Origin of the sequence: Shimia sp., from assembly GCF_039969785.1 — a bacterium.
In the GTDB taxonomy this organism is placed as follows: Bacteria; Pseudomonadota; Alphaproteobacteria; order Rhodobacterales; family Rhodobacteraceae; genus Shimia.
Window position 1 is genome coordinate 79,669 of sequence record NZ_JBDVNC010000004.1, and the last position, 23,020, is coordinate 102,688.

Sequence of the window (23,020 nt, forward strand, 5' to 3'; positions counted from 1 at the left end):
GGCATCCGATGACAGACGGTTTTGTAATTTCTATGTTCGGCGCGCTGTTTGCGGTCATGAACCCGTTTGTGAATCTGCCCATATTCCTTGGCCTGACCGAAGGCATGCAGCGCAGCGATCAGCGACGCGCGGCCATTCAGGTTGTGTTCTACACGGCCATTACATGCGGCGTTGTCGCGGTGGGCGGCTCTGCCATCCTCAGCTTTTTCGACATTTCCATCGACGCGTTTCGCGTGGCGGGCGGTCTGGTGCTGATGCAGATCGGGTTTCACATGCTCAACGGCAACGAAAGCCCCGCACATCACGGGTCGCAGGCCGAACAGGCCGACAACGCGACGCGCGACAGCATCGCGTTCTACCCGATGACCTTCCCCATGCTGGTGGGTCCGGGAACGATCACAACGCTGATCCTGTTCGCCGGACAGGCCAAAAACGTGGCGAACTGGGTGGCTTATGCAATCTGCGTCGGGCTTGTCATCGGCATTCTCGCAGTGGTGCTGTATTTTGCAGGCGACATCGGCCAGCACCTTTCGCGCACGGCGCGCACCATCATGTCCCGTCTGATGGGCATGATTTTGCTGGCGATTGCCATCGGCATGATCGTGGCTGGTGCCAAGGTGTTGTTGCCCGGGCTCGCCTGAACAAAAGATCACGCGGCAAATCCTCCGGCGTCGGTCAGCACAAAGGCATCGGCGCATTTCTTGGCCAAAGCGCGCACGCGCCCGATATAGGCCTGCCGCTCGGTCACCGAAATCACGCCGCGCGCGTCCAGCAAATTGAACAGGTGGCTGGCCTTGATGCACTGGTCATAGGCCGGGTGCACCATGATGATGCGCTTGCCGGTCTTTGGATCGTCATGCTCCTGCGCCAGAATGGCCTCGCATTCGGCCTCGGCCTCTTCGAATTGCTTAAGCAACACGTCCGTATTGGCCACGTCAAAATTCCAACGGCTGTATTCCTGCTCGGTCTGGCGGAACACGTCACCATAGCTCAGCGCAATGGGTCCGTCGGGATCGTTGAACGGCATGTCCATCACGTGATCCACGCCCAGCACATACATCGCCAAGCGCTCCAACCCATAGGTCAGCTCGCCCGAGACCGGGTGGCAATCATGCCCGCCGACCTGTTGGAAATATGTGAACTGGCTGACTTCCATACCGTCACACCACACTTCCCAGCCAAGCCCCCAGGCGCCCAGAGTGGGGCTTTCCCAGTCATCTTCGACAAACCGGATGTCATGCAACGCCATATCAATACCGATGGCTTCCAGACTGCCCAGATACAGCTCTTGCAAATCGGGCGGGCTGGGTTTGATCACAACCTGATATTGATAATAGTGCTGCAACCGGTTCGGGTTTTCACCATAACGCCCGTCTGTCGGGCGACGCGACGGCTGCACATAGGCCGCAGCCCAGCTTTTGCTGCCCAAAGAGCGCAATGTTGTGGCCGGGTGAAACGTACCTGCCCCAACCTCCATGTCATATGGTTGCAGTATCGCACAGCCTTTGGCGGCCCAGTACGTCTGAAGCCGCAGGATGATCTCCTGAAAACTGCGTGGTTTGCTGTCGCTTTGTGCCATGGTCCTGCCCCTTGGAAACGCGGCTCTTGCTTATGCGCATGCAGGGGCGGGGTCAATTGCACGATACCGCAAAATAGGGGTGCAAGACGCGCTGAACCTGCTAAACAGGTCCGACATAGACACCTAATCGAAATTCAAGGGCTTGCTCGAATATGTTGCGTGTAATTTTGTCGCTGATTATCACTACTTTTCTCTGCACCACCGCAGCTATTTCACAGTCCGGGAACGACGACGTCGTTTGGGTCCAGCTCGAAGCCCAACCCAGCCTGACCGTGGCCGAAAGACGTATCCGGGCATATGCCGACCGTATGCAGGATGTGAACGGATTTTCACTGGGCGGCGGCTGGTACGCTGTTGCGCTTGGGCCATATCTTCAGGCCGATGCTGAGTCCGTTTTGCGGGTCTATCGGTCCGAAGGCTTGATCCCGATCGATTCCTATATCACCGCCTCAAACAGCTATCGCAGCCAGTTCTGGCCGGTGGGCGCCAATTTGCTAACGGCGCAGCCCACCACCAGCACGGCCCAGGTGACAGCACCGGCTGAGGGCGTCGCCCCGACACCGCTTGAGCCGTCTGACGAGACAGTGCGCGAGGCCCGCGCCAGCGAAGCCCGCCTGACACGAGATGAGCGCAAAGAGCTGCAAAGCTGGCTGAAATGGGCCGGCTTTTACGGCGCTGCCATTGATGGCGCGTTTGGTCGGGGCACACGCGCGTCCATGGCAGCATGGCAAAATGCCAATAACTTCGAAGAAACCGGCGTTATGACCACACGCCAGCGTCAAGTTCTTCAGGATCAGTATAACGCTGTCCTCAAGGGCATGAACCTGCAACTGGTCACCGACTATGACGCCGGGATCGAGATGCTCGTGCCCATGGGTGTGGTCGCCAAATCAGTGACCGAATACCCGTTCGTCAATTATGACGCGACCGGCAGCGTGCCTGCCACGGTTCTGCTGATCAGTCAGGAAGGCAATCAATCCACGCTTTTTGGCCTGTATGACATTATGCAGACGCTCGAAATTGTACCGCTCGAAGGCCATCGCGACCGCAAGGATCGTGGCTTTCTGTTGACCGGCGAAAACGCCCAGATCGTGTCACATACCGAGGCCGTGCTGAAAGATGGCAAGATCAAAGGCTTCACGCTGGTCTGGCCTGCAGGTGACGAAGAACGCCGCACCCGGGTTCTGACGGAAATGCAAAACAGCCTGAAGCGCATCGATGGCGTGCTTGACCCGGCAGCCGGCAGCAACCCGTCCCAGAACATCGACCTGATCGCGGGCCTTCAAATTCGCAAACCACGCCTGTCTCGATCCGGGTTCTTTATCGACACAAAAGGACGTGTCGTGACAACCGCTGAGGCGGTTAATAACTGCACCAAGGTCACTTTGGAAGACGAGTACGAAATGACCGTCAACACAATTGACGCAGCCCTGGGCATTGCCATTCTGGAGCCCGGCACAGCGCTCGCCCCCATGAGCGTTGCCACGCTGCGCCTTGGTGCGCCGCGTCTGAATTCGGACATTGCCGTATCGGGTTATTCGTACGAAGGCACGCTTGGCGCGCCCACCATGACCTTCGGCCAGCTCGAGGATGTGCGCGGTCTGGGCGGCGAACAGGAACTGGCGCGGCTCGAGCTGGCCCCGCAGCCCGGTGATGCAGGTGGTCCCGTCTTTGACGCCGGTGGCTCTGTGTTCGGCATGCTCCTTCCCCGCGCCACAGGAAATACACAACAACTGCCTGAACGCGTGAATTTCGCGGTCAACGCCGATGCCATCCGCGCTTTGCTGGAACAGGAAGGCATTCGCGCAGCCACGTCCAATGGCGACGCCGCAATGGCCCCCGAAGACCTGACCCGGCATGCCAGCGGCATGACCGTGCTGGTCAGCTGCTGGGACTAAGCGCCGCTATCTGAATCGAATAACGGAAAAGAGGCGCCGGTATTCCGGCGCCTCTTTTCATTTCGTTCTGTAAACAGCCATGTCCGGCGTCAGGCGAATGACCGTTGGCCGATCTGCCTCAAACGCCGCCAAGAGCACTTCTTTTAACGCGCCCACCGTGGCGGGTTGCTCTGACAAACACCCATAAGCCTCGGCCAGCTTGCAAAAGTCAGGGTTCAACGCTTCGACGGCATTGGGCGCGATCTGGCTGGCGACCATACTGTCTTCGATTTCTTTCAGCTTGCCGTTATCCCAAAGCAATATCGGGATCGCCAGCTTCATTTCCACCGCCACGCCCAGCTCCTGCACAGAATACTGAAACCCGTAATCTCCGGCGATACACACAGTGGGCGCATCCCGCCGTGCCATGGCACCGCCAATGGCGGCAGGCAAGGCATAGCCCAAAGTGCCAAATCCCGAAGGATGATGCCAATGCCCGGACTGCTGCATATCCCAAACCTCTTTGGCCACATAGGCAAACTGGGTCATATCGGAAAAGACCATTGCATCGTCGGGCATCACACCTTTCAACGCGTCACATATCGGGACAATCCCGGGCCGAGCGGCATCCACTTCGGCGCGAAACCCTGCCTTTTGGGCACGAATGATTGCAGTCTCCCATTTTGGCGGCGCGTCCTGTGGGAGATGCTCAAGAAGCTCTTGCACGAAATCCAGCCCATCCGCATGAATGCAAACATCCGCGCGGTGCCGGTCTGCCAACATTTCTGGATCAATATCCACCCGCACCAGCGTTCCTGAGTGTCCTAACGCGTCGCGCCACAAGTCACATTCGCTCAGCTCTGTACCAATCGCGATCACAAGGTCGCTTTCAGCAATGATGCGCTCACTTTCGGGGCGCCCCAGATAGCAGCCAAAACTGAACGGATCATCAACCGCCAACAGCCCGCCCCCGGCATATGTTGTAAATGCCGCCGCCCCACTGCGCCGCAACACGTCGCGTACACAGACCTCATTCTTGGGTTCGCCTGATGCCGGTTTTTTCTGCGTCGCAAGACCACCGCCGAAAATGAACAAAGGCTTGCGGGCTGCCAGAATATCCTCGGCCATAGCTTGCTGACATCCAGCGCGCAGAATACCACCGCTGCGCCCATCAAACCCGGGTATTGCCTCCGGCGCGACCTCTGTTTTTTCGCCCAGCAGGGAAATTGGCACCTGAATATGTTTCGGGCGGGCGCGCCTGACGTCAAATTCCACTAACGCCCGGTCAATCAGGTCAAAGACAGCCTCAGGGCTGCGTGCTTCTTCTGACCAGTCACACACTGTCGCGGCCGCCCCGCGCTGATCGCGCATCTGATGCAGCTGGCCACGTTTGGACACGGTGTCATCCAGACAGGACGAGATCACCAGCACCGGCACCGAATCCGAATAGGCCTGCCCCATTGGCGTCATGATATTGCACAGCCCCGGTCCGGTGATCACATAAGCCACCCCCGGTTTTCCACTGGCCCGGGCATAGCCATCCGCCATGAACCCGACCCCCTGTTCGTGGCGCGCCAGAACATGCGTGATACCGGCCTCTTCAAGACCGCGATACATCTCAACATTGTGCACGCCGGGAATGCCAAAAATGACATCCACGCCGCGCGCCTTGAGCATAAGGGAAATCTGCGCACCCACCGTCCGCGACACATCTTCAATGCCCGCCATTACGCTCTCCAGAACTGAACCGTAAACAACACATAGACCGCCAACAATTCCAGCCGGCCAATCAGCATGCCAATCGTCAACAACCATTTGGCGGCGTCATTCAGGCTGGCGAAATTCCCCGACGGGCCAATCGTGTCGCCCAATCCCGGCCCGATATTTGCAATCGCCGCTGCTGCACCTGAAAGTGCTGTGACAAAGTCCAAGCCCGTCATGCCCAGCAACACCGCCAGCGCCCCAAGTGTCACCGTGAAAAACACAAAGAAAGACATGACCGAACTCAGCACATCGTCGTCAATCTTGCGCCCCTGATATCTGGCTGCGAAGACGCCGCTGGGATGCTGAATTTTGTGCAATTGCGCTTTGATAGACGCAAACAAAAGCTGATAGCGAAACACCTTGATCGAACAAGCCGTCGATCCCGCGCAACCGCCGATCAATCCGGTGAAAAACAAAACGGCCACCGGAAAACCACCCCAAAGCATATAGTCAGCGCTGGCATACCCAGTGCCGGTCAGGATCGAGACCGAGTTAAACACAACCTTGCGCATACCCTCTTCAGAACGCACACCATTTGCCAGAAACTGCCATCCGGCCAGCATCGCCACAATGACCAGCGCCGTCATAAGGAACACGCGGATTTGGCTGTCTTTCAGCAGCGGCTTAGCCGTGCCCGCCGTCAGCTGCACAAAGCGCACAAATGGCAGCGCCGCCAGTATCATGAACAGAACCGCAACATACTCGCTGCCCGGTGGAAAGGCGCCAAAAGAGGCATCGTAATTGGCAAATCCACCAGTTGCGACGGTTGTCATGGAATGCACCAGCGCATCAAAGGGTGTCAGTCCGGCAATCACATAAGACAGCGCGCAGGCCATTGTCAGCGCCACATAGATCACAGAGATCCGCGAACTGATCTCGGTCGCACGCGGCAGGATTTTGCCCATCGTGTCAAAACCTTCGGACTTAAAGATCTGCATGCCCCCAACACGCAGTTCCGGCAGGAAAACCATCGCCACAACAATGATCCCGATACCCCCCAGCCATTGCAGCAATCCGCGCCACAACAACATGCCGCGCGGCATCACATCCAGTCCCGAAAGCACCGTTGACCCGGTGGTTGTCAGCCCGGACATCGCCTCAAAGAACGCATCGACAAAGCGCGCCTCGGTAACGCCCATCATAAACGGCATCGCCGCAAAAAACGGCAACGCCAGCCAAACTCCGGTTGTCAGCAAAAACGTCTGTTGCAGGCTCAGCCCCTGACCGCGTCCATTGTGACAGGACAGGGATACCAGCCCGCCAGACAAGACCGTGATCACCGCGCTCACAAAAAACGCGGACCAATGCCCGGTCCCGTCTATCAGGTCCAGCATCATCGGCAACAGCATGGTCGCACCAAGCATAGCCACCAAAAGGCCAATCACATATCCGACAGGACGCAGGTCAAACATGGGCGAAGCGTTGGCGTGCGCCGGTGCCGCTGTCAAGCAGGTTCCCGGCTTACCCGGCCCGCATCGTCATTTTGTGGCTTCGTCAACCGACGTGAAACAGCGTTGTAAACAGCTTTGGATCAAGGCTTTGCGCCGCAAAAAACGGACCATCCGTCAGCACTGATACCGCATCATGGCTGTGCAGGCTTTCCTGATGGCTGGCAATCACCCGAAAATCACCAATCCGGGGGTCGCTTTTCAATTGCTCACAGAACAACCGCGCCGCGTCTTCCACGAAAATCGGATTGGCGGCGTTCAATTCCGCAAACGCCTGTTCGTCTTCTCGTTTGACCATCACCTGCGTTTCCGTCGGCACCGCCGCACGGGCCAGATCAATCAGGTCTTCGAACCAAAGACATTCCCCGTCCCGAACTTCCACTGAAATCCGCGCCACCGAGCGTTGGGAATGCGGGGTTGCCAATTGTCCGCGCGACTTGCGCGCATGTTCGCTCAGCTCCAGCGAACATGGACAGGTCGACGAATAGACATAGTCCAGATGCATGATCTTGTGCAGTTCACCGTTCATCTGCACTTTTTCCAGCGCAATGTCGTAATACTGATATCCCTGCAGCCCTGAGCGCAGGGATTCGATTTTCATCGGATAGCTGAACCGCATCTGCAACCGTGCATCAAAGCTTTCCAAATCGGTGATGTAGTCGGCCAGCGCCGCCTCCATCACTTCAAAGCTGAACGTCTTTTCGGCGTGTTTGTAAAACGACCGCATGATCCGGGACATGTTGATGCCCTTTTTGTCGGCCTCAAGGCTGACCGTGCCGGTAATGCTGGTTTCCAACGATACATCCCCGTTGTCACGGGAATGAAACCGGATCGGCAGGCGGAAATTTGAAATGCCCACGTGTTGAATCTGCTGCTTTTCGCCTTTGATCAGACTGCTGGGCCCGTTCTGCAAATCCGGCAAACTGGCCCGGTAGGCAGCATCTACTTCAAAATCATCGGGATAATCACGCGCAAGGTCGGGATAGTTCGCCAAAGGTTGCTCCGGCAAAAGCCGCGCAATTGCCGGGTCCAGCTCGGCAATCTCTGTGACCGAGGCCTGACCAGCCCATTCCCGGAGCCGCGCCAACGCCTCTTCAGCGTCTTCGCGTGAAAGACTGTCTGACCCTTTGGGCGTCTGAATATTCATCGGCGTCCTGCCTCGTGATGCGTGTTTTCGCCAGACTAACCTAAGAGATGCCCGGCCAATTTACCAATCTCGAAGACAATTACGCAAAAAGCGACCCGCCAGATCAGTCGTGGAACACTTTATTCCACAATGTCTGACGGGTGCGCGATCAAAACCACGTGAGGTTTAGGCTAGGTTGGGTCAGGCCTGAGACGCGGCAATGGCTTGCAGCAGATCCCCAATCAGATCGTCAGCATCCTCAAGCCCAACCGAGAACCGCACCAATCCCGGCGCGATACCAAGCTCGACCTTCTGATCATCCGAAAGCCGTTGATGTGTGGTGGTTGCAGGATGGGTCGCAATCGACTTAGCATCGCCAAGGTTGTTGGAAATCACCCCGATCTGCATCGCGTTGAGGAACTTGAACGCAGCCTCCTGACCACCTTTCAGATCCAGCGAAAGAACAGTGCCACCCTTGCCGCCCAACTGAGACTGAATCAAACCGTGCTGTGCATGGTCCTTCAATCCCGGATAGATCACCCGCAACAAAGCTTCGTGGCCTTGCAATGCCTCGGCAATCGCCTGCGCGCTGGCCGCTTGGGCCCGCACCCGCAGATCGATGGTTTCCAAACCCTTAAGCATCACCCAGGCATTAAATGGAGACAAACTGCCGCCGGTGTGCTTCATGTAAGGTTCGACGGTCTTGCGAATAAATTCTTTGGTGCCAAGAATGACCCCACCCAGCGTGCGCCCCTGTCCATCAATATGCTTGGTCGCGGAATAGATCACGACATCAGCGCCCTGTGCGATTGCGTTAGAGAAAACCGGCGTCGAAAACACGTTGTCGACCACGACCTTAGCGCCAACCGCATGCGCAATTTCCGACACACCCGCCACATCGATGACCTCAAGCGTCGGGTTTGACATGGATTCAAAGAACACAGCCTTGGTGTCAGACCGCACCGCCGCGCGCCAAGCATCAAGATCTGTCCCTTCGACAAAGGTCACTTCCACACCGAAGCGGGTCAGGATGTCTTCCAGAATATAAAGACACGAGCCAAACAACGCCTTGGCCGACACCACATGATCGCCAGCCTTGAGCATTGAGGCTAGGGCACCGTTGACCGCAGCCATGCCGCTGGCGGTGGCAAATGCGTCTTCGGCGCCTTCCAGCAGCGCGATACGCTCTTCGAACATCGCAACGGTCGGGTTGCCATAGCGCGCATAAATGAATTCGTCCGGGCCGCATTCGATAAAACGGGCCTCGGCCTGTTCCGCGCTTTCATAAACAAAGCCCTGCGTCAGAAAGATCGCTTCGCTTACCTCGTTATACTGGCTGCGGCGCGTGCCGCCATGAACCAGCTTGGTGCGGTTATTCCAATCACTCATAGTCGTCTCCCAGGGCGCAGCTCCGCCCATTAAAAAAGCCCCGTCTCGGCCAAGCGAAAGGGGGCTCCTTCTTCCTGACCTCTTTAGCGGCATATTTAACGTGGCCCGCAATCCGGTAACAAATCGCCACGCGGTTGGATTACCCCGAGGGGTGTTGCGCGTCAACACCGTCACGGTGGGCAAACCGCATTTTCACACCATTTGCAGCAACATTTCATATACGCGCTCCAGATGTCGTGGACATTCCCAAATGGCCCTGATCAGAATCAATGCAACGGGTCCACGACCTGAGCTGCACGGGATCAAACGCCCGCTTTTGCCAGTTCTTAAGCGCGCATCCCGGTCCCGGGGTCCGATATTGATCATGATCCACGGCTATCGGTTTCTCCCCGAAGACCCGGATCATTGCCCGCACACACATATCCTTGGGGCACCTGATGTCGAACGCCCCGGGGTGCCAAGCTGGCCCAAACGGCTTGGCGTTACACGGCGTGGTCTTGGGGTTGCATTTGGCTGGAACGCGCGCGGCAGCCTGCGCGACGCGCTCAACTCTGCCCGGGATGCGTCCCGGGCGCTGGCGTCATTGATCACCACGCTCCGGCAACTGTCCCCGGGACGCCCGGTGCATCTGATCGCGCACTCTATGGGGGCACCGGTGGCACTTGGCGCCATGGCGCGGCTAAGCGGCGGCGACATAGGCCGGGTATTGCTGTTGAATGCGGCGGCTTTTCAGGGCGAAACGCAGGAAGCGCTGAAAACGCAGGCGGGCAGGCATTCGGAACTGTTTAACATAACCAGCCGCGAAAACGCTGTTTTTGATCGGTTATATACCCATGCTTTACGCCGTCGCGATAAACTGCTCGGCGAAGGGCTGAGCGCGCCCAACGCCCTGACACTGCGGCTGGACGACGCGCACACACTGGCGCAGCTTACCGCGACCGGATTTGACATAGCACCGCCGCTTCGCAGGCACTGTCACTGGTCAACATATCTGCGCCCGGGGGTGTTTCCATTCTACCGCGCGCTGTTTCATCATCCGAACCGCTATCCGCTGGCCTATCTGCAAAATCTGCTGATTGCGCAAGATACACACGCGGCCCCAAAGCAGTATCGCCGTTTACGCCTGACCCTGCGGACAAGCCAGTGAGCGCAACGCCAGATCGCCCGGTGGGCTCCCGCCCCTTATCAGCGCAGCAAAGCTGCACCTCAAAGCGTTGGGCATGGCTCAGCTGCGCTGAGCCTGGGCGCAGTTGGCAACGTTATTTGCTTTCATCCGCATAGGTCTGAAACAGCTTGCCTTGCGTCATGAAGAACACAAATATCGCCGCCGTCAGCCCAAATGTTTTGAAATAGACCCACGTGTCCGTGGTTTGCGTGCGCCAGATCGCTTCGTTCAGCACCGCAAGCCCGAAGAAAAACATCATCAGCCGGCGCGTCAGGATCATCCAGCCTTCCTGTTTCAGGGGCAGCATCTCTTCCATCACGTATTTCAGATAGCTTTGCCCCCGAAGCAGCCCGATCCCCAGCATGCCCCCGAACAAAAGATAAATCATCGTCGGCTTCATCTTGAAAAACCGATCATCATTCAGCCACACTGACAATCCGCCAAATATCACCACCAGCACCAGCGTCGCGATCTGCATCTTGGACAGCTTGCCGGTCAGCTTCCACAGCGCAAGGCTGGACAAAATCATCAGCGGCACGAACATGGCCGTCACAACGATGAAGCCTTCGTATTCCGTGCCGCCGATGACAAACGTCTTTTCCCGCAACCACAGATAGGCCGCAAAGAATACAACAATCGGGCCCATCTCCAGCCCGGTCTTCAGCATCGGGTTGATCTTTTTCTCAGCCATCCGGTGTCCTCTTTAGCCTCCCATTTCCACTATCACAGCCCCGGCTGCAATCAATGCCATCAATGCGACCCTGCGCGGGCCGACAGTCTCTTTCAGGAAAATCCAGCCGATCACAGCTGCAAAAACCGTCGAAGTTTCGCGCAGCACGGCCGCCTCGCCCACTTTGTCCAAGCGCGTGGCCAACATAACCGAGCCAAAGCTGGCAAATGCCACCAGCCCGCCGATAAACCCGCGCAACATCAGCGGGCCGGGCGCCGGTCGGTGCGCCATAGACCGCCAGCGCAGAAACGCCAGCACCGGAAAGAACAGGCCGTCGATGAAAAAGAACCACGCCAGAAAGGTGAACGGATCCGCCGTCGCACGAATGCCATAGGCGTCATATGTGGTGTAAACCGCAACAAACAATCCGGTGATCACCGCTAGCAACATGGCAATGCCCAGCGTTTCGCGACCCGAGGTCATAAACACCATGTTATAGACCGCCAGCCCCAGAATGCCGCTCATCAGCACCAGAACACCCAGCCATTGCACAGCGTTAAACGTCTCGCCAAAGATCAGATAGGCACCGATGACGGTGAAAAACGGCCCTGTGCCACGCACCACCGGGTAAACCACGGTAAACGCGCCTTTGGTATAGGCCCAGCTTTGCATCACCTTATAGCCGACATGGATAAAGAACGCGCCCGCCAGAATGGCCCACAAGTGAGGCTCGGGCCATGGAACGACGAAAAACGCAAACGGCGCGGCCATCGCCGCATAGGAGAAATCGATCGCCCCCCGTGACAGCCACGGATCATGCCGACCCTTTTGCAATGCGCCAAACACCGCATGCAGAAACGCCGCCAGCAAGGCAAGGTACAGCGCCAGCTGATGCCCGGTTGCGGTGCCTTCCAGAGAAATCAGCCAGTCGCTCACGCCACGCGCCTTTTCGGTATGGGCAAATGCCGGCTCAGCGGTTTTCCAGTCCGGTCAGCGCTGCGGCGAATTCTTCGGGATCAAACGGCGCCAGATCATCGATCTGCTCGCCCACACCAATGGCGTGGATCGGCAGGCCAAACTTGTCCGCAAGCGCCACCAGCACACCGCCCTTGGCAGTGCCATCCAGCTTGGTCATCACCAACCCGGTCACATCCGCCAGCTTCTGGAACGTGTCGACCTGGTTCAGCGCGTTCTGACCTGTGGTCGCATCCAGAACCAACAAAGTGTTATGCGGCGCATCCGGGTCTTTCTTGCGGATCACGCGTACGATCTTGGCCAGTTCTTCCATCAGGTCCTGACGGTTCTGCAAACGCCCCGCCGTATCGATCATCAACAGGTCCGCCCCATCAGCTTCGGCCTTGGTCATGGCGTCAAACGCCAAGCTGGCCGGATCGGATCCTTCGGGCGCTGTTAGCACCGGCACACCGGCACGCTCGCCCCAGACCTGCAACTGTTCCACAGCCGCGGCACGGAACGTATCGCCCGCCGCAATCACCACCTTTTTGCCTGCGCCGCGAAACTGGCTGGCCAGTTTGCCAATGGTCGTGGTCTTGCCAGAGCCATTGACGCCAACCACCAGCACCACCTGCGGTTTGGACGCATAAAGCGGCAATGGCCGGGCCACAGGTTCCATCACACGCGCCACTTCGCCGGCCAGCAATTCTTTGATCTCACGTGTCGACAGGCGTTTGCCAAACCGCCCCTCGGCGATGTTCGCGGTGACACGCAGCGCCGTGTCCACGCCCATATCAGACGTGATCAACAACTCTTCAAGGCTTTCCAGCATGTCGTCATCCAACACGCGTTTGACCTCGGTTGGGGCCGCCGCACGGCCCGTCAAACGAGCCAGAAACCCGCGTTTTGCCACAGGTTCCGGTTCCGGCTCTACCACGACGGGCTTGGGTTGCGGTGTTGGCGTCACAGGAGGTGAAGGCTCAGGAACCGGGGCAATGGGCGCTGGCTCAACCGGCGGAGTCGTGACAATGTCCTTCACTAGAGGCTCAGGGTCGTGAACGGGCTCTGGAGTTGGTTCACGCACAGGCTCGGGGGCCGGTTCAGGTTCAGGAACGCTGACCGGCGCAACTGTCGGTTCTGGCGTTGGTTCTGGCGCAGGAGCGGGTGTCGGCTGAGGTGTAACCGGCGCTTCTGCCGCGACTTCTTCGCCGCCATCTTCTACAATCGCGTCCAGCCCTTCCTCCAACTTGGAAGACGACTTGAACAACCTGTCCTTGAGTTTTGAGAAAAACGCCATGGGGCCTCCGGAAATACTCCCCTCCACCTAGTGCGATTTTACCAGATTTGAAAGAGCGGCGTTGCCCAACCGACACCAGCCAGTATCGCAAACTGCCCGCCAACATAAAGCACCCACAAAAGCACAGACGTCAGACGATGCCAGCGCGACGTCTCAGGCATGCGAAAAAGCTGGAGCGCCAGCAGTGTATCCGAGGCCAGAAACGCAAATGCCCCGATCACCGCCAGCGGCGCGTTGGGCAATCCCAACGCCGTCAGCCCCATCAGGGTGATCAGCACCACGTATATCCGCGCCGGACCTTTCAGATCACCGGTAAAGGGCGCAAGCCAAACCTCGGTTGAAGCTGCAAAAATCAGCAACGCCCCCACGGCCAGCCACGCGTCTGTCACCGCACCACCTGACAACGTCCAGAAATGGTAGATATAGGCCACATGCGCCAGGGCAAAACCGACCAGCCCCACCATAAACGCGCGGCGCGAGGGGCGTGACAGGGCAATGTCGCCAAGGGCGGACAATGCCAGCGCTCCGACGATCACCGGGGACCCAAAGCTGACGGCAACGGCCACGCCAAAGGCAGGCATCGGGATCGCCTTGACGATGGTTTTGCCCCACCCCGGGCCGCGATGGCATAGGAACAAGGCGTAAAGCGCCGCCGCCACCAGTCCGACAGTCAGCAAAGCCAGCCGGATCGACTGGCGCAGGGCGATTTCTTCGACAAATGTCATGCGGGCTCCCCGGTCATTTTCGCCAAGGTTAGACATATTCTGACCGGAATGTCTGCCCCGCCGTGGCGGAAACAGAAATGATATGCGCAGAGGGCCTGTAAGCCGGATTCTGTTGCTGCGGGTCGCCCCGCAACCGATGGCCATTCATCTAAAGCGCCCGTTACCGGACGCCCTCTAGCTGCCAACCCGGATCTGCCCGGGGCAAGACACCCCTGTGATTGCTCACGCGCGATCCCTATTTGGCATTGCTCCCGGTGGGGCTTGCCGTGCCGCCTCTGTTGCCAGACGCGCGGTGGGCTCTTACCCCACCGTTTCACCTTTTCCCAAGCGCACCGCAAGCGATGCCCAAAGGTAGTTTCATTTCTGTGGCGCTTTCCCTCGGGTTGCCCCGGCCGGGCGTTACCCGGCACCGTTGCCTTGTGGAGTCCGGACTTTCCTCGGAGCCCGAAAGCCCCGCGGCCATCCGGCCCTCTGCGCAGGGCTGGCATAGGGGGTTGCGCCCAATGCGTCAATTGCTGCGATGCGGGGAAAGGTTGGATTTGAGTATTTTTGGCAAAATGAAGATCAGGCAGAGCGCACGTTGGTAAGCTTGGTCATTATTCGCAGGTCCTCGGCGTCCAACGGACCTGTCGCCCATGGGCGAAACCGGGCGCGAAAGGCGTTCAGGCTGCCTTCGGGCTCGTCCATCGGATAGCCAAACCTGCTGGCGAGGTCCCGCCAGGTGTCCGATGCCGCGCCATCTGCCGGATGATCATGCGGCCAGACCGCCAGCCCCTGACGCGCCAAACGGCGCCAGTCAAACCGGGGGCCGGGATCGATCTTGCGACCCGGGGCCATGTCAGAATGACCGATAATGCCCGCAGGCGGGATGTTCCAGCGGACCATAATGGCGGGCAACAGCGTTTCGAGCGCCGCCATCTGGGGTTCTGAGAAAGGGTGATCGCCGCGATTGTCCAGCTCGATCCCGACAGAGCGCGAGTTGATATCGTCTTTGCCCTGCCACGTCCCGGCCCCGGCGTGCCAGGCACGCATGCCTTCGTCGACCATCTGAAAAACCCGCCCGCGCGCGCAAATCAGGTAATGCGCCGACACTTCTGCTTCCGGATCACACAAACGCTCCAACGCAGCCTCGGCGCTGGTCATCGCGGTGTAATGCAGCACGATGAGTTCGGGCCGCAGACCATCGCGGCGCGGCCCGAAATTGTCAGACGGGGTTTGCAGGATCAAAGGCGCGTCGCCCAAGTCTCAGTTTCCACTGACCTTGCGGTAGGGGGACGGATCCCAGTCGCAGGCATAACCATCACCATCCGGGTCCAACCCCAGCCGGTCTACTTTGGGTCCGCCGCGAGACAGGAACGCGGATTGTGCCTGATCCGCATGAGAATATTTGGCACAATTTTTGTCATAGCGCGACGCCTTGCTGAACCCAATCCGCTGATAGGCCCGTGTGCCTTTGGGATTGGTTGTCGACAAGGCATAGGCCACAATGTTCGGCCCGCTGCTTCCCGATCTTTTGGGCACATCTGTGGGCTGAATCACCGTATAGCTGGCCTTATTACGCTCACGTTGTGCGGCATCTGCCTCGATCGAGCGACGCTGCCCCACGGCAGAAAAATCGTTTTCATCCGAGATGCCCGGGTTTGAAATCACCGTAGGCGCCGGGTTGGACGGGCTGGCATCCACCGGGCGCTGGCCTGAATTTGTGCTGGCGGCTGCAAGCGCGGCTTCGGTTTCGCGCGCAATGTCAGCGGCATCCTGCGATGTCGAACTGCGCGTCGTTGTCGTGGCAGCCGCGGTTGCCGTAGGAGCCGGACGCAACTGAGTGGTTTGCGTCTGAGGTGGCGGGGCAACAACCGTCGCCGAAAGCGGTGCCTGGGACTGCGCGGTTGCCACCCGCGGCGCTTCGGGGATGGTTTCCTGCGAAACGCTTTGCGTGGGTGGGATCGCCTGTCCGGTCAGTTGCGCATCACGCTGAGCACGTGCCTGCGGCGAATTGATCGGATTGTCAAAACCAACGCCTGCCGCGCTATCGGGTATTTTAGGCTGGCACGCCATTAGCGTTGCCAGCGCACATCCTGTCAGGAGTAACCGCTTCATTTTCTGCCTTGCTCTTCTTGCCTGACAGCGGTTTTACCACCATTTCCCCGGCTTGGCCACAAATCCGGCAGATTGCTCCAACGCATAGGCGGTGTTCAGCAAATCCCCTTCTTCCCATGGCCGGCCAATCAGTTGAAGCGACAGGGGCAAACCTTGTGAATCCACACCTGTTGGCACTGCGATACCGGGCAATCCGGCAAGGTTCACCGTGACAGTAAAGACATCGTTCAGGTACATCTTGACCGGGTCAGCATCGCTCATTTCGCCCAGTCCAAACGCTGCCGAGGGCGTGGCCGGTGTCAGGATCGCGTCGATCCCGGCGGCAAACACGTCTTCGAAGTCTTTCTTGATCAGAGCGCGCACTTTGCGGGCGCGGTTGTAATAGGCGTCGTAAAAGCCCGCAGAGAGCACATATGTGCCGATCATGACCCGGCGCTGCACCTCGTGACCGAACCCCTGGGCGCGGGTTTTTTCATACATCTCGGTGATGCCGTCACCCTGTGCCAGCGTCGCGCGCTGGCCATAGCGCACACCATCATAGCGCGCGAGGTTTGACGACGCTTCGGCCGGGGCAATCACGTAATAGGCGGGCAAGGCGTATTTCGTGTGCGGCAGGCTGATGTCAACAAGCTCGGCTCCGGCGGCCTTGAGCATTTCGCGGCCTTCGGCCCACAATGCGTCAATCTCGGCAGGCATGCCGTCCATGTGGTATTCTTTGGGAATACCGATTTTTTTACCACGAATGTCGTCGGTCAGCATGGCCTCAAAATTTGGCACGGGCAGATCGACGCTGGTGGAATCCTTGGGATCATGACTGCACATGGTTTCCAGCATGATGGCCGCGTCGCGCACATTTTTGGTCATCGGACCGGCCTGATCCAGCGAACTGGCAAAAGCCACAACGCCCCAGCGCGAGCAACGTCCATAGGTCGGCTTGATGCCGGTAATGCCAACAAAAGCCGCAGGCTGGCGGATCGAGCCGCCGGTATCCGTACCAGTGGCCGCCAGGCACAGGTCTGCAGATACGGCTGCAGCCGAACCGCCCGAACTGCCGCCCGGGGTCAGTGCCGTGTCTTCGTTGCCGCGCCGCCACGGGTTTATGGCGTTGCCGTACACCGAAGTTTCATTGGACGAGCCCATGGCGAATTCGTCCATGTTCAGTTTGCCCAACATCACCGAACCTGCATCAAACAGGTTCTGGGTTACGGTCGATTCATACTCGGGCACAAATCCGTTCAGGATGCCGCTGGCCGCCTGACTTGGCACGCCTTTGGTGCAGAACAGGTCTTTGATACCCAAAGGCAGACCACACATGTCCGGCGCATCGCCCGACTGAATTCGCAGATCCGCGGCTTTGGCCTGCTCGATCGCCAGTTCAGGTGTGTTGTGCACAAAAGCATTCAGTGCACCTGCGCTTTCAATCGCGCCCAGACAGGCTTGGGTCAATTCTACAGAAGTGACATCTCCGGCACGCAGTTTGTCACGGGCTTCAGCCAGCCCCAGCTTGTTCAGATCGCTCATTACTCAACCACCTTTGGAACCGCAAAAAACCCTTCACGCGCGTCTGGCGCATTTGACAGAATCTTGTCCTGCTGATTGCCATCGGTAACGACATCTTCGCGCCGCTTCAGGCGCATTGGAGTGACCGACGTCATCGGCTCGACGCCCTCAACATCCACTTCATTGAGCTGTTCGATAAAGCCCAGAATAGTATTGAACTCCTGCGCCAGGGCAGGCAGGGCATCTTCTTCGACCTTGATGCGCGCCAACTTGGCGACGCGCGCGGCGGTGTCCTTGTCGATCGACATATGCGGGATCTCTCCGGTTGAAACGTGCTGACAGCCTTTACCGCTCTGTCGGGGTTGGTGCAAGCGGTTGGGTTGCTTTCACACCCCGCAACGCTCCCGCCCGGCCATTGTGCATCAAAGATGCCCTTCGGCCAGTTGGGCCCGGCTCAGCAAGCTGAGCCTGATTGAGTGTTTATAGCAAAATGAAAAAGCAGGGCCCACATCTTCATTTTGCCCAAAATACTCCCGCCGGAGGCGCCTGCGGCTTCCCACGGAACCAACGATTGCGGGCAATACAGGGCGCTGATCCAGCACTGCGCAAACGTGGCGCGAATGCAATGTGTTTGCAGGCAATCCGGCCTGTGTCTGTCTTTGTGATTCTCTCATCAAGGCAACGCGTAGCCAGTGCCAGACTCACATTCGGAGCAATCCGCCCGGGCCGCTGGCACGAGCCATTCCCACCCGCGACACAAACCAGGACCATCAATGTCTTCCCTCATGCGTCGCCCGTGCTAGTCTGTTCCCATTATCATCCGGGCACAGACCGGGCCCATTCAACGGAGCATTCACATGAACATCATCTGGCTTGGCCACGGCTCATTTCGCATCGAAACCGGAAACCACGTGCTATTGATTGATCCCTGGCTCACCGGCAACCCCACCCTGCCCGAGGATCAACACGACGCCGCCGTCGCTGGCGCCACGCATCTGATCCTGACCCATGCGCATTTCGACCATGTTGCCGACATGCTGCCTCTGGCACGCAAACTGAACATCCCGGTTGTCGGCCAATACGATCTGATGGGGTATTGGAGCGAACACGAGACCATTGAAACCGTCGGCTTTAACAAAGGTGGCACTGTCGATCTGGGCGGCGTCACACTTTCGATGGTTCCGGCGTCGCACAGTTCCACCTTTGGCAGCGATCAGGGGCCCAAAGCGGCCGGGTCTGAAGTTGGGTACATGCTGCGCGCCGAAGGCAAGACCGTCTATATTTCAGGCGACACTGACATTATGGCCGATATGGGCTGGATGGGGGATTACTATAAACCCGATATCGGCATTCTGTCTGCGGGCGGGCATTTCACCATGGACATGAAAGGCGCGGCTTATGCGGCCAAACGCTATTTCAACTTCAAAACCGTGATCCCCTGCCATTACACAACCTTTCCAATCCTTGAACAATCCGCACAGGACCTGATTGATGGCCTGCCCGGCGTTGATGTGATTGAACCGCAGGTCCTTAAGGCAATTTCGGTGTGAACACATGAGCGACATCACGCCCTCGCCGGAACTGGGCGCGATTGTGCGCCGGTGGCTGCGCTCTTATGCGGCGGGCGACAAGGACGCGGTGGTCAACGTCTTTTCGGATGATCCGGCCCTGGGCTATATCGGCTCTTCGCACGGGGAAATCTGGCGCGGCAATACACTGCGACGCGGGATGATGAGCTATATTGACGACATCCCGAATTTCTCCTGGGACCGGGATGATTTTCGCGGCTTTGAATGCGGAAACCTGGGCTGGGTCGAATGGTTTGGCGAACGCATCGCACTGGACAACGGCAAAGAAATCACCTTCCGCTCAACATTTGTCCTGCATCTGGAAAGGGGCGTTTGGCGCATTGTGCATGTGCACAACTCAAACCCGGTCTCGAACATGGAGGCGCTGGGGTATGAATCCCGCGGTTTCGAAGACCTGCTGGACGCCGCCGAGAACACGCTGACCGACCTTGGGCAAACCGGGATTGCGTCGGTCATGTTCACCGATATTGCTGACAGCACTGCATTGGCCGAAACCTGCGGTGATGCGGTGTGGAGCCGGATTGTGAATGCACATCTCAAGGCGGTTGGCGCCCTGATCGAAGGCGCGGGTGGCACGCTTGTAAAAACACTTGGTGACGGCACCATGTCGTCCTTTCCCACCGCCAGCGCGGCCCTGACAGCGGCAACGAATATCCAACGGGAAAATGCGGCTCTGGACGCCGAGCCGCGCCTGCGTCTGCGGGTTGGCGTACATACCGGCGACGTGGTTGAAACCGATGGCGATTACCTTGGCACAGTGGTCAACAAAGCCGCCCGGGTCGCCGCCATGACCGCTCCGGATGACATCCGCGTCTCCGACGCCACCCGCGTTATGGTCGGGGGCGCGTCCGCATTCGACTTTGGCAAACCGGCAACCACAACGCTCAAAGGGCTGGAGGGCGAACACGTCATCTACCGGCTGGAATGGCAGCCATGAGTGCGGTCAAACCCTCGCCCGAGTTGCTGGCAGTGGCGCGCCGCTGGATCGAGGCAATTCCGAACCGGCGGCCAACCGAGCTTCGCAATATGTTGACCACCGGAGAACACCTGCTTTTTGTAGGCACGGGTGATGACGAAATCTGGACAGGCAATGCGGTGCGCAATGGCATCGGCGGTTTTTTCGGAGCCATACCGCCTTTGCTCAAACATGAAGAGACATTTGCCGAAGCTTATGAAAACGGGAGCACAGGTTGGGTATGTTTCTCGCATGAACTGATTTTCGAAACTCAACCTGACCGTGCCTTTCCGGTCCGCAGCACGCTCATTCTCGCGCTTGAAGATGGGGTCTGGAAGATCGTGCATCGCCATGGTTCGGTCCCGATCCCGAACATCGAGTTCACCGGCACCGAACAAACCGCCATTTCGGATCTGGTTGCAGCCGCGAAACAGGGCTTTTCTCTGGATCAGCGCGAAGGTTTTGCCTCTGTGATGTTCACCGATATCGTGAACTCCTCGCGCCTCGCCTTGACACTGGGAAATCGTCTGTGGTCGTCCGAAGTGACACGCCACTTTGACACCATTCGCGATGTCATCGAAGACGCGGGCGGACAGTTCGTCAAGTCGCTGGGGGACGGCACCATGTCCAGCTTTGCCTCGCCCATCCCTGCGCTCAAAGCGGCACAGATGATTGCAAAGGCCACCCAACTGTCTGATGGACCCGCCATCGCCTTGCGCATCGGCATCCATATCGGTGACGTTGTGCAGGCGAACGAGGATTTCTTTGGTTCGGTCGTCAACAAGGCCGCCCGCATCACCGCAGTCGCTGGTCCGGGTGAAATCTGCCTGTCCGACGCCACCCGCGCGATGGTGGACGACGCACAGGGGTTTTCCTTCTCAAAGGCTATTTCTACGCCGCTCAAAGGATTTGAAGGCGAGCACCACATTCACCGATTGGAGTGGCAGACATGATCGAACCATCCCCCGAGCTTATGGCTGTGTCGCGCCGCTGGTTCCAGGCAGTCACCGTCACGCGCAAGGACAGCGAGTTGCAGAATTTCCTGTCCACCAGCGCGTATCTGCGGTTTATCGGCACCGCGGAGAACGAACGCTGGTTTGGCCCGGCTGTACGTCAGGCCATCGGAGACCATTTTCACGAAGTCCCGACAATCTTCAAAACCGAAGAAATTCTTGGGGAAGCCTTTGAAAACGGCCCCGTCGGCTGGTGCTGCTTTTTGCATAAGTTCTGGTTTGAAACCCGCCCCGACGATCCTGTCACCTTTCGCACCACGCTGGTCTTTGCGCTGGAAGACGGCAGTTGGAAGATTGTTCAGCGCCACGCGTCGACCCCGGTTGCCAATCAGATCATCATCGGCAACGAACATTCCGCCATTCAGGCCCTCAGCGACGCCGCGCAACAGGGTTTTGCCTTGGGTCAGCGCGAAGGTCTGGCCTCGGTCATGTTCACCGACATCGTCGACAGCGCGACTCTGGCCGGGGCCGTGGGGGATCGGCGCTGGTCGGCGCTTGTTGCCACGCATTTCGTCGACCTGCGCCAGATCATCGAAGCGCACCAGGGCCAGTTCGTCAAATCGCTGGGCGATGGCACCATGTCCAGCTTTTCCTCTGCTAAACAGGCGCTTTCAGCGGCCATAGACATCCAGCGTCATATGCAAAACCAAACCAGCGAACCCACGCTGGCCCTGCGCATAGGCCTGCACACCGGCGACGTGGTTCAATCGGATGACGACTTTTTCGGCAATGTGGTGAACAAGGCCGCCCGCGTTACTGCCGCCGCCCGCCCCGACACAATCCGTCTGTCCGGCGAAACCCGCGCCATGGTTGGAAATCACCCTGACTTTCGTTTTTCTGATGCTCAGGCCACCCATCTCAAAGGGTTTGACGGCGACCATTTAACACACGAACTGGCGTGGCGCGCATGATCCGAAAATCCCCTGAAATCGAGGCTATTATCCGCCGTTTCACCTCTGCCATCCGCACCCATAACGTTCAGGACCTGCCACATTATCTGTCTCAGGACGACAGCCTGACCTATATCGGCACCGCCGAAGACGAAACATGGCATGGTCAGGTTGTGCGGGATGGCATTTCGGCACATCTGGGCGAAGTGCCCGATTTTTCCGAAGACGACATCTCCATTACGGCTTACGAAAACGGCGATACAGGCTGGGGCCATTACCAAAGCCGGTTCACCTTTCATGCGACCGGCGCCACCGGCATGCACCGCGCAACCTACCTTTTTGTCATGGAACATGGCGGCTGGAAGCTCGTGCATCATCACCTGTCCGAAGCCGCGTCGAATATGGAAAAGCTGGGCATCGAACACACCGCCTTCCGCGACCTGCTGGATGCTGCGCAGGCCGAGGACCACGATTTTGGCACCGAAGGGCTCGCCTCGATCATGTTCACCGACATTGCGGATTCAACCCAACTGGCCGCGCTGGTGGGGGATCGCGTCTGGATCGGCGTGCTGGACCGGCATATGCAAATCGTGACCAGCTGCATTCACGCCCACGGCGGTGAGCTGGTCAAATCGTTGGGTGATGGCACCATGTCGGCCTTTCCCTCTGCCCGCAACGCCTTGTTGGCGGCGCTCGATCTGCAAAGCCGCATCCAGACCACCCCGGAACAACCTACCATTGCCGTGCGTATCGGCATTCACACCGGCGAGGTGATCCGGTCACATGACGATTTCTTTGGCACCGTGGTGAACAAAGCCGCCCGTGTCGCCGCCGCCACCACGCCCGGAGAAATCCGCGTGTCCGACGCCACCCGCCTGATCGCGGGTGATGGCCCCGGCCACGCCTTTTCCACCCCCCTATCCACCCCGCTCAAAGGGTTGGACGGTGATCATCTGACCTATCAGCTCATTGCAACCTGACA

The 23,020-nt window shown here is 58.5% G+C and carries 21 protein-coding genes, 1 other RNA gene and 1 riboswitch; of the genes, 8 read left to right on the forward strand and 14 right to left on the reverse strand.

Going from position 1 to position 23,020, the window contains the following annotated elements:
• Positions 1–8 precede the first annotated feature (8 nt).
• The gene (locus tag ABJI08_RS00780) at positions 9–641 is read left to right on the forward strand and encodes a MarC family protein (RefSeq protein WP_348399919.1); all 633 of its coding nucleotides are present in this window, start codon (positions 9–11) and stop codon (positions 639–641) included.
• A gap of 8 nt (positions 642–649) precedes the next feature.
• Here the strand turns inward: ABJI08_RS00780 and ABJI08_RS00785 are convergent, their stop codons facing one another.
• Positions 650–1,579 (reverse strand): glycine--tRNA ligase subunit alpha, encoded by a 930-nt coding sequence (locus ABJI08_RS00785; RefSeq protein ID WP_348399920.1) that lies wholly within the window; start codon positions 1,577–1,579, stop codon positions 650–652.
• 152 nt (positions 1,580–1,731) lie between these two features.
• Between ABJI08_RS00785 and ABJI08_RS00790 the strand changes: the two genes are divergently transcribed.
• Complete coding sequence (locus tag ABJI08_RS00790; protein ID WP_348399921.1) at positions 1,732–3,477, forward strand: serine protease; 1,746 nt, start codon at positions 1,732–1,734, stop codon at positions 3,475–3,477.
• A gap of 57 nt (positions 3,478–3,534) precedes the next feature.
• On the opposite strand, the gene ABJI08_RS00795 is transcribed toward ABJI08_RS00790, so the two are convergent.
• The 4 genes from ABJI08_RS00795 to metZ form a co-directional block, all read right to left on the reverse strand.
• A complete protein-coding gene (locus ABJI08_RS00795) occupies positions 3,535–5,184 on the reverse strand; it encodes a thiamine pyrophosphate-binding protein (RefSeq protein ID WP_348399922.1) in 1,650 nt (549 codons plus the stop codon).
• Complete coding sequence (locus ABJI08_RS00800) at positions 5,184–6,632, reverse strand: TrkH family potassium uptake protein (RefSeq protein ID WP_348399923.1); 1,449 nt, start codon at positions 6,630–6,632, stop codon at positions 5,184–5,186. Before ABJI08_RS00800 ends, ABJI08_RS00795 begins: the two co-directional genes overlap by 1 nt.
• An 82-nt stretch (positions 6,633–6,714) precedes the next feature.
• Entirely contained in the window at positions 6,715–7,815 is a 1,101-nt protein-coding gene (gene folE2 / locus ABJI08_RS00805) for a GTP cyclohydrolase FolE2 (protein ID WP_348399924.1), read from the reverse strand.
• A 180-nt stretch (positions 7,816–7,995) separates the two neighbouring features.
• A complete protein-coding gene (gene metZ, locus ABJI08_RS00810; RefSeq protein WP_348399925.1) occupies positions 7,996–9,183 on the reverse strand; it encodes an O-succinylhomoserine sulfhydrylase in 1,188 nt (395 codons plus the stop codon).
• A 62-nt stretch (positions 9,184–9,245) separates the two neighbouring features.
• Positions 9,246–9,323: riboswitch (SAM riboswitch) on the reverse strand.
• A gap of 110 nt (positions 9,324–9,433) precedes the next feature.
• Between metZ and ABJI08_RS00815 the strand changes: the two genes are divergently transcribed.
• Entirely contained in the window at positions 9,434–10,330 is an 897-nt protein-coding gene (locus tag ABJI08_RS00815) for an alpha/beta fold hydrolase (RefSeq protein WP_348399926.1), read from the forward strand.
• Between the two features lie 112 nt (positions 10,331–10,442).
• Here ABJI08_RS00815 and ABJI08_RS00820 read toward each other — a convergent pair whose 3' ends face one another.
• The 9 genes from ABJI08_RS00820 to gatC all read right to left on the reverse strand — a co-directional run bounded on the left by ABJI08_RS00820 (position 10,443) and on the right by gatC (position 17,899).
• Positions 10,443–11,039: an inner membrane-spanning protein YciB gene (locus tag ABJI08_RS00820; protein ID WP_348399927.1), complete on the reverse strand. Its 597-nt coding sequence runs from the start codon at positions 11,037–11,039 to the stop codon at positions 10,443–10,445.
• A 12-nt stretch (positions 11,040–11,051) separates the two neighbouring features.
• Positions 11,052–11,954 (reverse strand): DMT family transporter, encoded by a 903-nt coding sequence (locus tag ABJI08_RS00825; RefSeq protein ID WP_348399928.1) that lies wholly within the window; start codon positions 11,952–11,954, stop codon positions 11,052–11,054.
• A 34-nt stretch (positions 11,955–11,988) separates the two neighbouring features.
• The gene (gene ftsY / locus ABJI08_RS00830; RefSeq protein WP_348399929.1) at positions 11,989–13,269 is read right to left on the reverse strand and encodes a signal recognition particle-docking protein FtsY; all 1,281 of its coding nucleotides are present in this window, start codon (positions 13,267–13,269) and stop codon (positions 11,989–11,991) included.
• Between the two features lie 38 nt (positions 13,270–13,307).
• Entirely contained in the window at positions 13,308–14,030 is a 723-nt protein-coding gene (locus tag ABJI08_RS00835; protein ID WP_348399930.1) for a lysoplasmalogenase, read from the reverse strand.
• A gap of 46 nt (positions 14,031–14,076) precedes the next feature.
• Positions 14,077–14,469, reverse strand: an RNA gene (rnpB, locus tag ABJI08_RS00840) — RNase P RNA component class A.
• 89 nt (positions 14,470–14,558) lie between these two features.
• A complete protein-coding gene (locus ABJI08_RS00845) occupies positions 14,559–15,236 on the reverse strand; it encodes an N-acetylmuramoyl-L-alanine amidase (protein ID WP_348399931.1) in 678 nt (225 codons plus the stop codon).
• Between the two features lie 3 nt (positions 15,237–15,239).
• On the reverse strand, positions 15,240–16,091 hold the full coding sequence (locus tag ABJI08_RS00850; RefSeq protein ID WP_348399932.1) for a hypothetical protein: 852 nt from the start codon (positions 16,089–16,091) through the stop codon (positions 15,240–15,242).
• Positions 16,092–16,124: 33 nt separating this feature from the next.
• On the reverse strand, positions 16,125–17,612 hold the full coding sequence (gene gatA, locus ABJI08_RS00855) for an Asp-tRNA(Asn)/Glu-tRNA(Gln) amidotransferase subunit GatA (protein ID WP_348399933.1): 1,488 nt from the start codon (positions 17,610–17,612) through the stop codon (positions 16,125–16,127).
• A complete protein-coding gene (gene gatC / locus ABJI08_RS00860) occupies positions 17,612–17,899 on the reverse strand; it encodes an Asp-tRNA(Asn)/Glu-tRNA(Gln) amidotransferase subunit GatC (protein WP_093091182.1) in 288 nt (95 codons plus the stop codon). Before gatC ends, gatA begins: the two co-directional genes overlap by 1 nt.
• 549 nt (positions 17,900–18,448) lie before the next feature.
• Between gatC and ABJI08_RS00865 the strand changes: the two genes are divergently transcribed.
• Genes ABJI08_RS00865 through ABJI08_RS00885 form a run of 5 tightly spaced genes read left to right on the forward strand, consistent with a single transcriptional unit; the run spans position 18,449 to position 23,018 of the window.
• Positions 18,449–19,141 carry a metal-dependent hydrolase gene (locus ABJI08_RS00865; RefSeq protein ID WP_348399934.1) on the forward strand — a complete coding sequence of 231 codons (693 nt, stop codon included), beginning with the start codon at positions 18,449–18,451 and terminating at the stop codon, positions 19,139–19,141.
• Positions 19,142–19,145: 4 nt separating this feature from the next.
• Entirely contained in the window at positions 19,146–20,117 is a 972-nt protein-coding gene (locus ABJI08_RS00870) for an adenylate/guanylate cyclase domain-containing protein (protein WP_348399935.1), read from the forward strand.
• Entirely contained in the window at positions 20,114–21,088 is a 975-nt protein-coding gene (locus ABJI08_RS00875) for a nuclear transport factor 2 family protein (protein WP_348399936.1), read from the forward strand. Before ABJI08_RS00870 ends, ABJI08_RS00875 begins: the two co-directional genes overlap by 4 nt.
• On the forward strand, positions 21,085–22,059 hold the full coding sequence (locus ABJI08_RS00880) for an adenylate/guanylate cyclase domain-containing protein (RefSeq protein ID WP_348399937.1): 975 nt from the start codon (positions 21,085–21,087) through the stop codon (positions 22,057–22,059). Before ABJI08_RS00875 ends, ABJI08_RS00880 begins: the two co-directional genes overlap by 4 nt.
• On the forward strand, positions 22,056–23,018 hold the full coding sequence (locus ABJI08_RS00885) for a nuclear transport factor 2 family protein (protein WP_348399938.1): 963 nt from the start codon (positions 22,056–22,058) through the stop codon (positions 23,016–23,018). The genes ABJI08_RS00880 and ABJI08_RS00885 overlap by 4 nt, the downstream gene beginning before the upstream one ends.
• Positions 23,019–23,020: the final 2 nt, after the last annotated feature.

Excerpts from the sequence above, each read along its gene's own strand:
- ABJI08_RS00780 (WP_348399919.1), top strand. The coding sequence starts at position 9 with ATGACAGACGGTTTTGTAATTTCTATGTTCGGCGCGCTGTTTGCGGTC.
- ABJI08_RS00785 (WP_348399920.1), bottom strand. The coding sequence starts at position 1,579 with ATGGCACAAAGCGACAGCAAACCACGCAGTTTTCAGGAGATCATCCTG.
- ABJI08_RS00790 (WP_348399921.1), top strand. The coding sequence starts at position 1,732 with ATGTTGCGTGTAATTTTGTCGCTGATTATCACTACTTTTCTCTGCACC.
- ABJI08_RS00795 (WP_348399922.1), bottom strand. The coding sequence starts at position 5,184 with ATGGCGGGCATTGAAGATGTGTCGCGGACGGTGGGTGCGCAGATTTCC.
- ABJI08_RS00800 (WP_348399923.1), bottom strand. The coding sequence starts at position 6,632 with ATGTTTGACCTGCGTCCTGTCGGATATGTGATTGGCCTTTTGGTGGCT.
- folE2 (WP_348399924.1), bottom strand. The coding sequence starts at position 7,815 with ATGAATATTCAGACGCCCAAAGGGTCAGACAGTCTTTCACGCGAAGAC.
- metZ (WP_348399925.1), bottom strand. The coding sequence starts at position 9,183 with ATGAGTGATTGGAATAACCGCACCAAGCTGGTTCATGGCGGCACGCGC.
- ABJI08_RS00815 (WP_348399926.1), top strand. The coding sequence starts at position 9,434 with ATGGCCCTGATCAGAATCAATGCAACGGGTCCACGACCTGAGCTGCAC.
- ABJI08_RS00820 (WP_348399927.1), bottom strand. The coding sequence starts at position 11,039 with ATGGCTGAGAAAAAGATCAACCCGATGCTGAAGACCGGGCTGGAGATG.
- ftsY (WP_348399929.1), bottom strand. The coding sequence starts at position 13,269 with ATGGCGTTTTTCTCAAAACTCAAGGACAGGTTGTTCAAGTCGTCTTCC.
- ABJI08_RS00835 (WP_348399930.1), bottom strand. The coding sequence starts at position 14,030 with ATGTCTAACCTTGGCGAAAATGACCGGGGAGCCCGCATGACATTTGTC.
- ABJI08_RS00850 (WP_348399932.1), bottom strand. The coding sequence starts at position 16,091 with ATGAAGCGGTTACTCCTGACAGGATGTGCGCTGGCAACGCTAATGGCG.
- gatA (WP_348399933.1), bottom strand. The coding sequence starts at position 17,612 with ATGAGCGATCTGAACAAGCTGGGGCTGGCTGAAGCCCGTGACAAACTG.
- gatC (WP_093091182.1), bottom strand. The coding sequence starts at position 17,899 with ATGTCGATCGACAAGGACACCGCCGCGCGCGTCGCCAAGTTGGCGCGC.
- ABJI08_RS00865 (WP_348399934.1), top strand. The coding sequence starts at position 18,449 with ATGAACATCATCTGGCTTGGCCACGGCTCATTTCGCATCGAAACCGGA.
- ABJI08_RS00870 (WP_348399935.1), top strand. The coding sequence starts at position 19,146 with ATGAGCGACATCACGCCCTCGCCGGAACTGGGCGCGATTGTGCGCCGG.
- ABJI08_RS00875 (WP_348399936.1), top strand. The coding sequence starts at position 20,114 with ATGAGTGCGGTCAAACCCTCGCCCGAGTTGCTGGCAGTGGCGCGCCGC.
- ABJI08_RS00880 (WP_348399937.1), top strand. The coding sequence starts at position 21,085 with ATGATCGAACCATCCCCCGAGCTTATGGCTGTGTCGCGCCGCTGGTTC.
- ABJI08_RS00885 (WP_348399938.1), top strand. The coding sequence starts at position 22,056 with ATGATCCGAAAATCCCCTGAAATCGAGGCTATTATCCGCCGTTTCACC.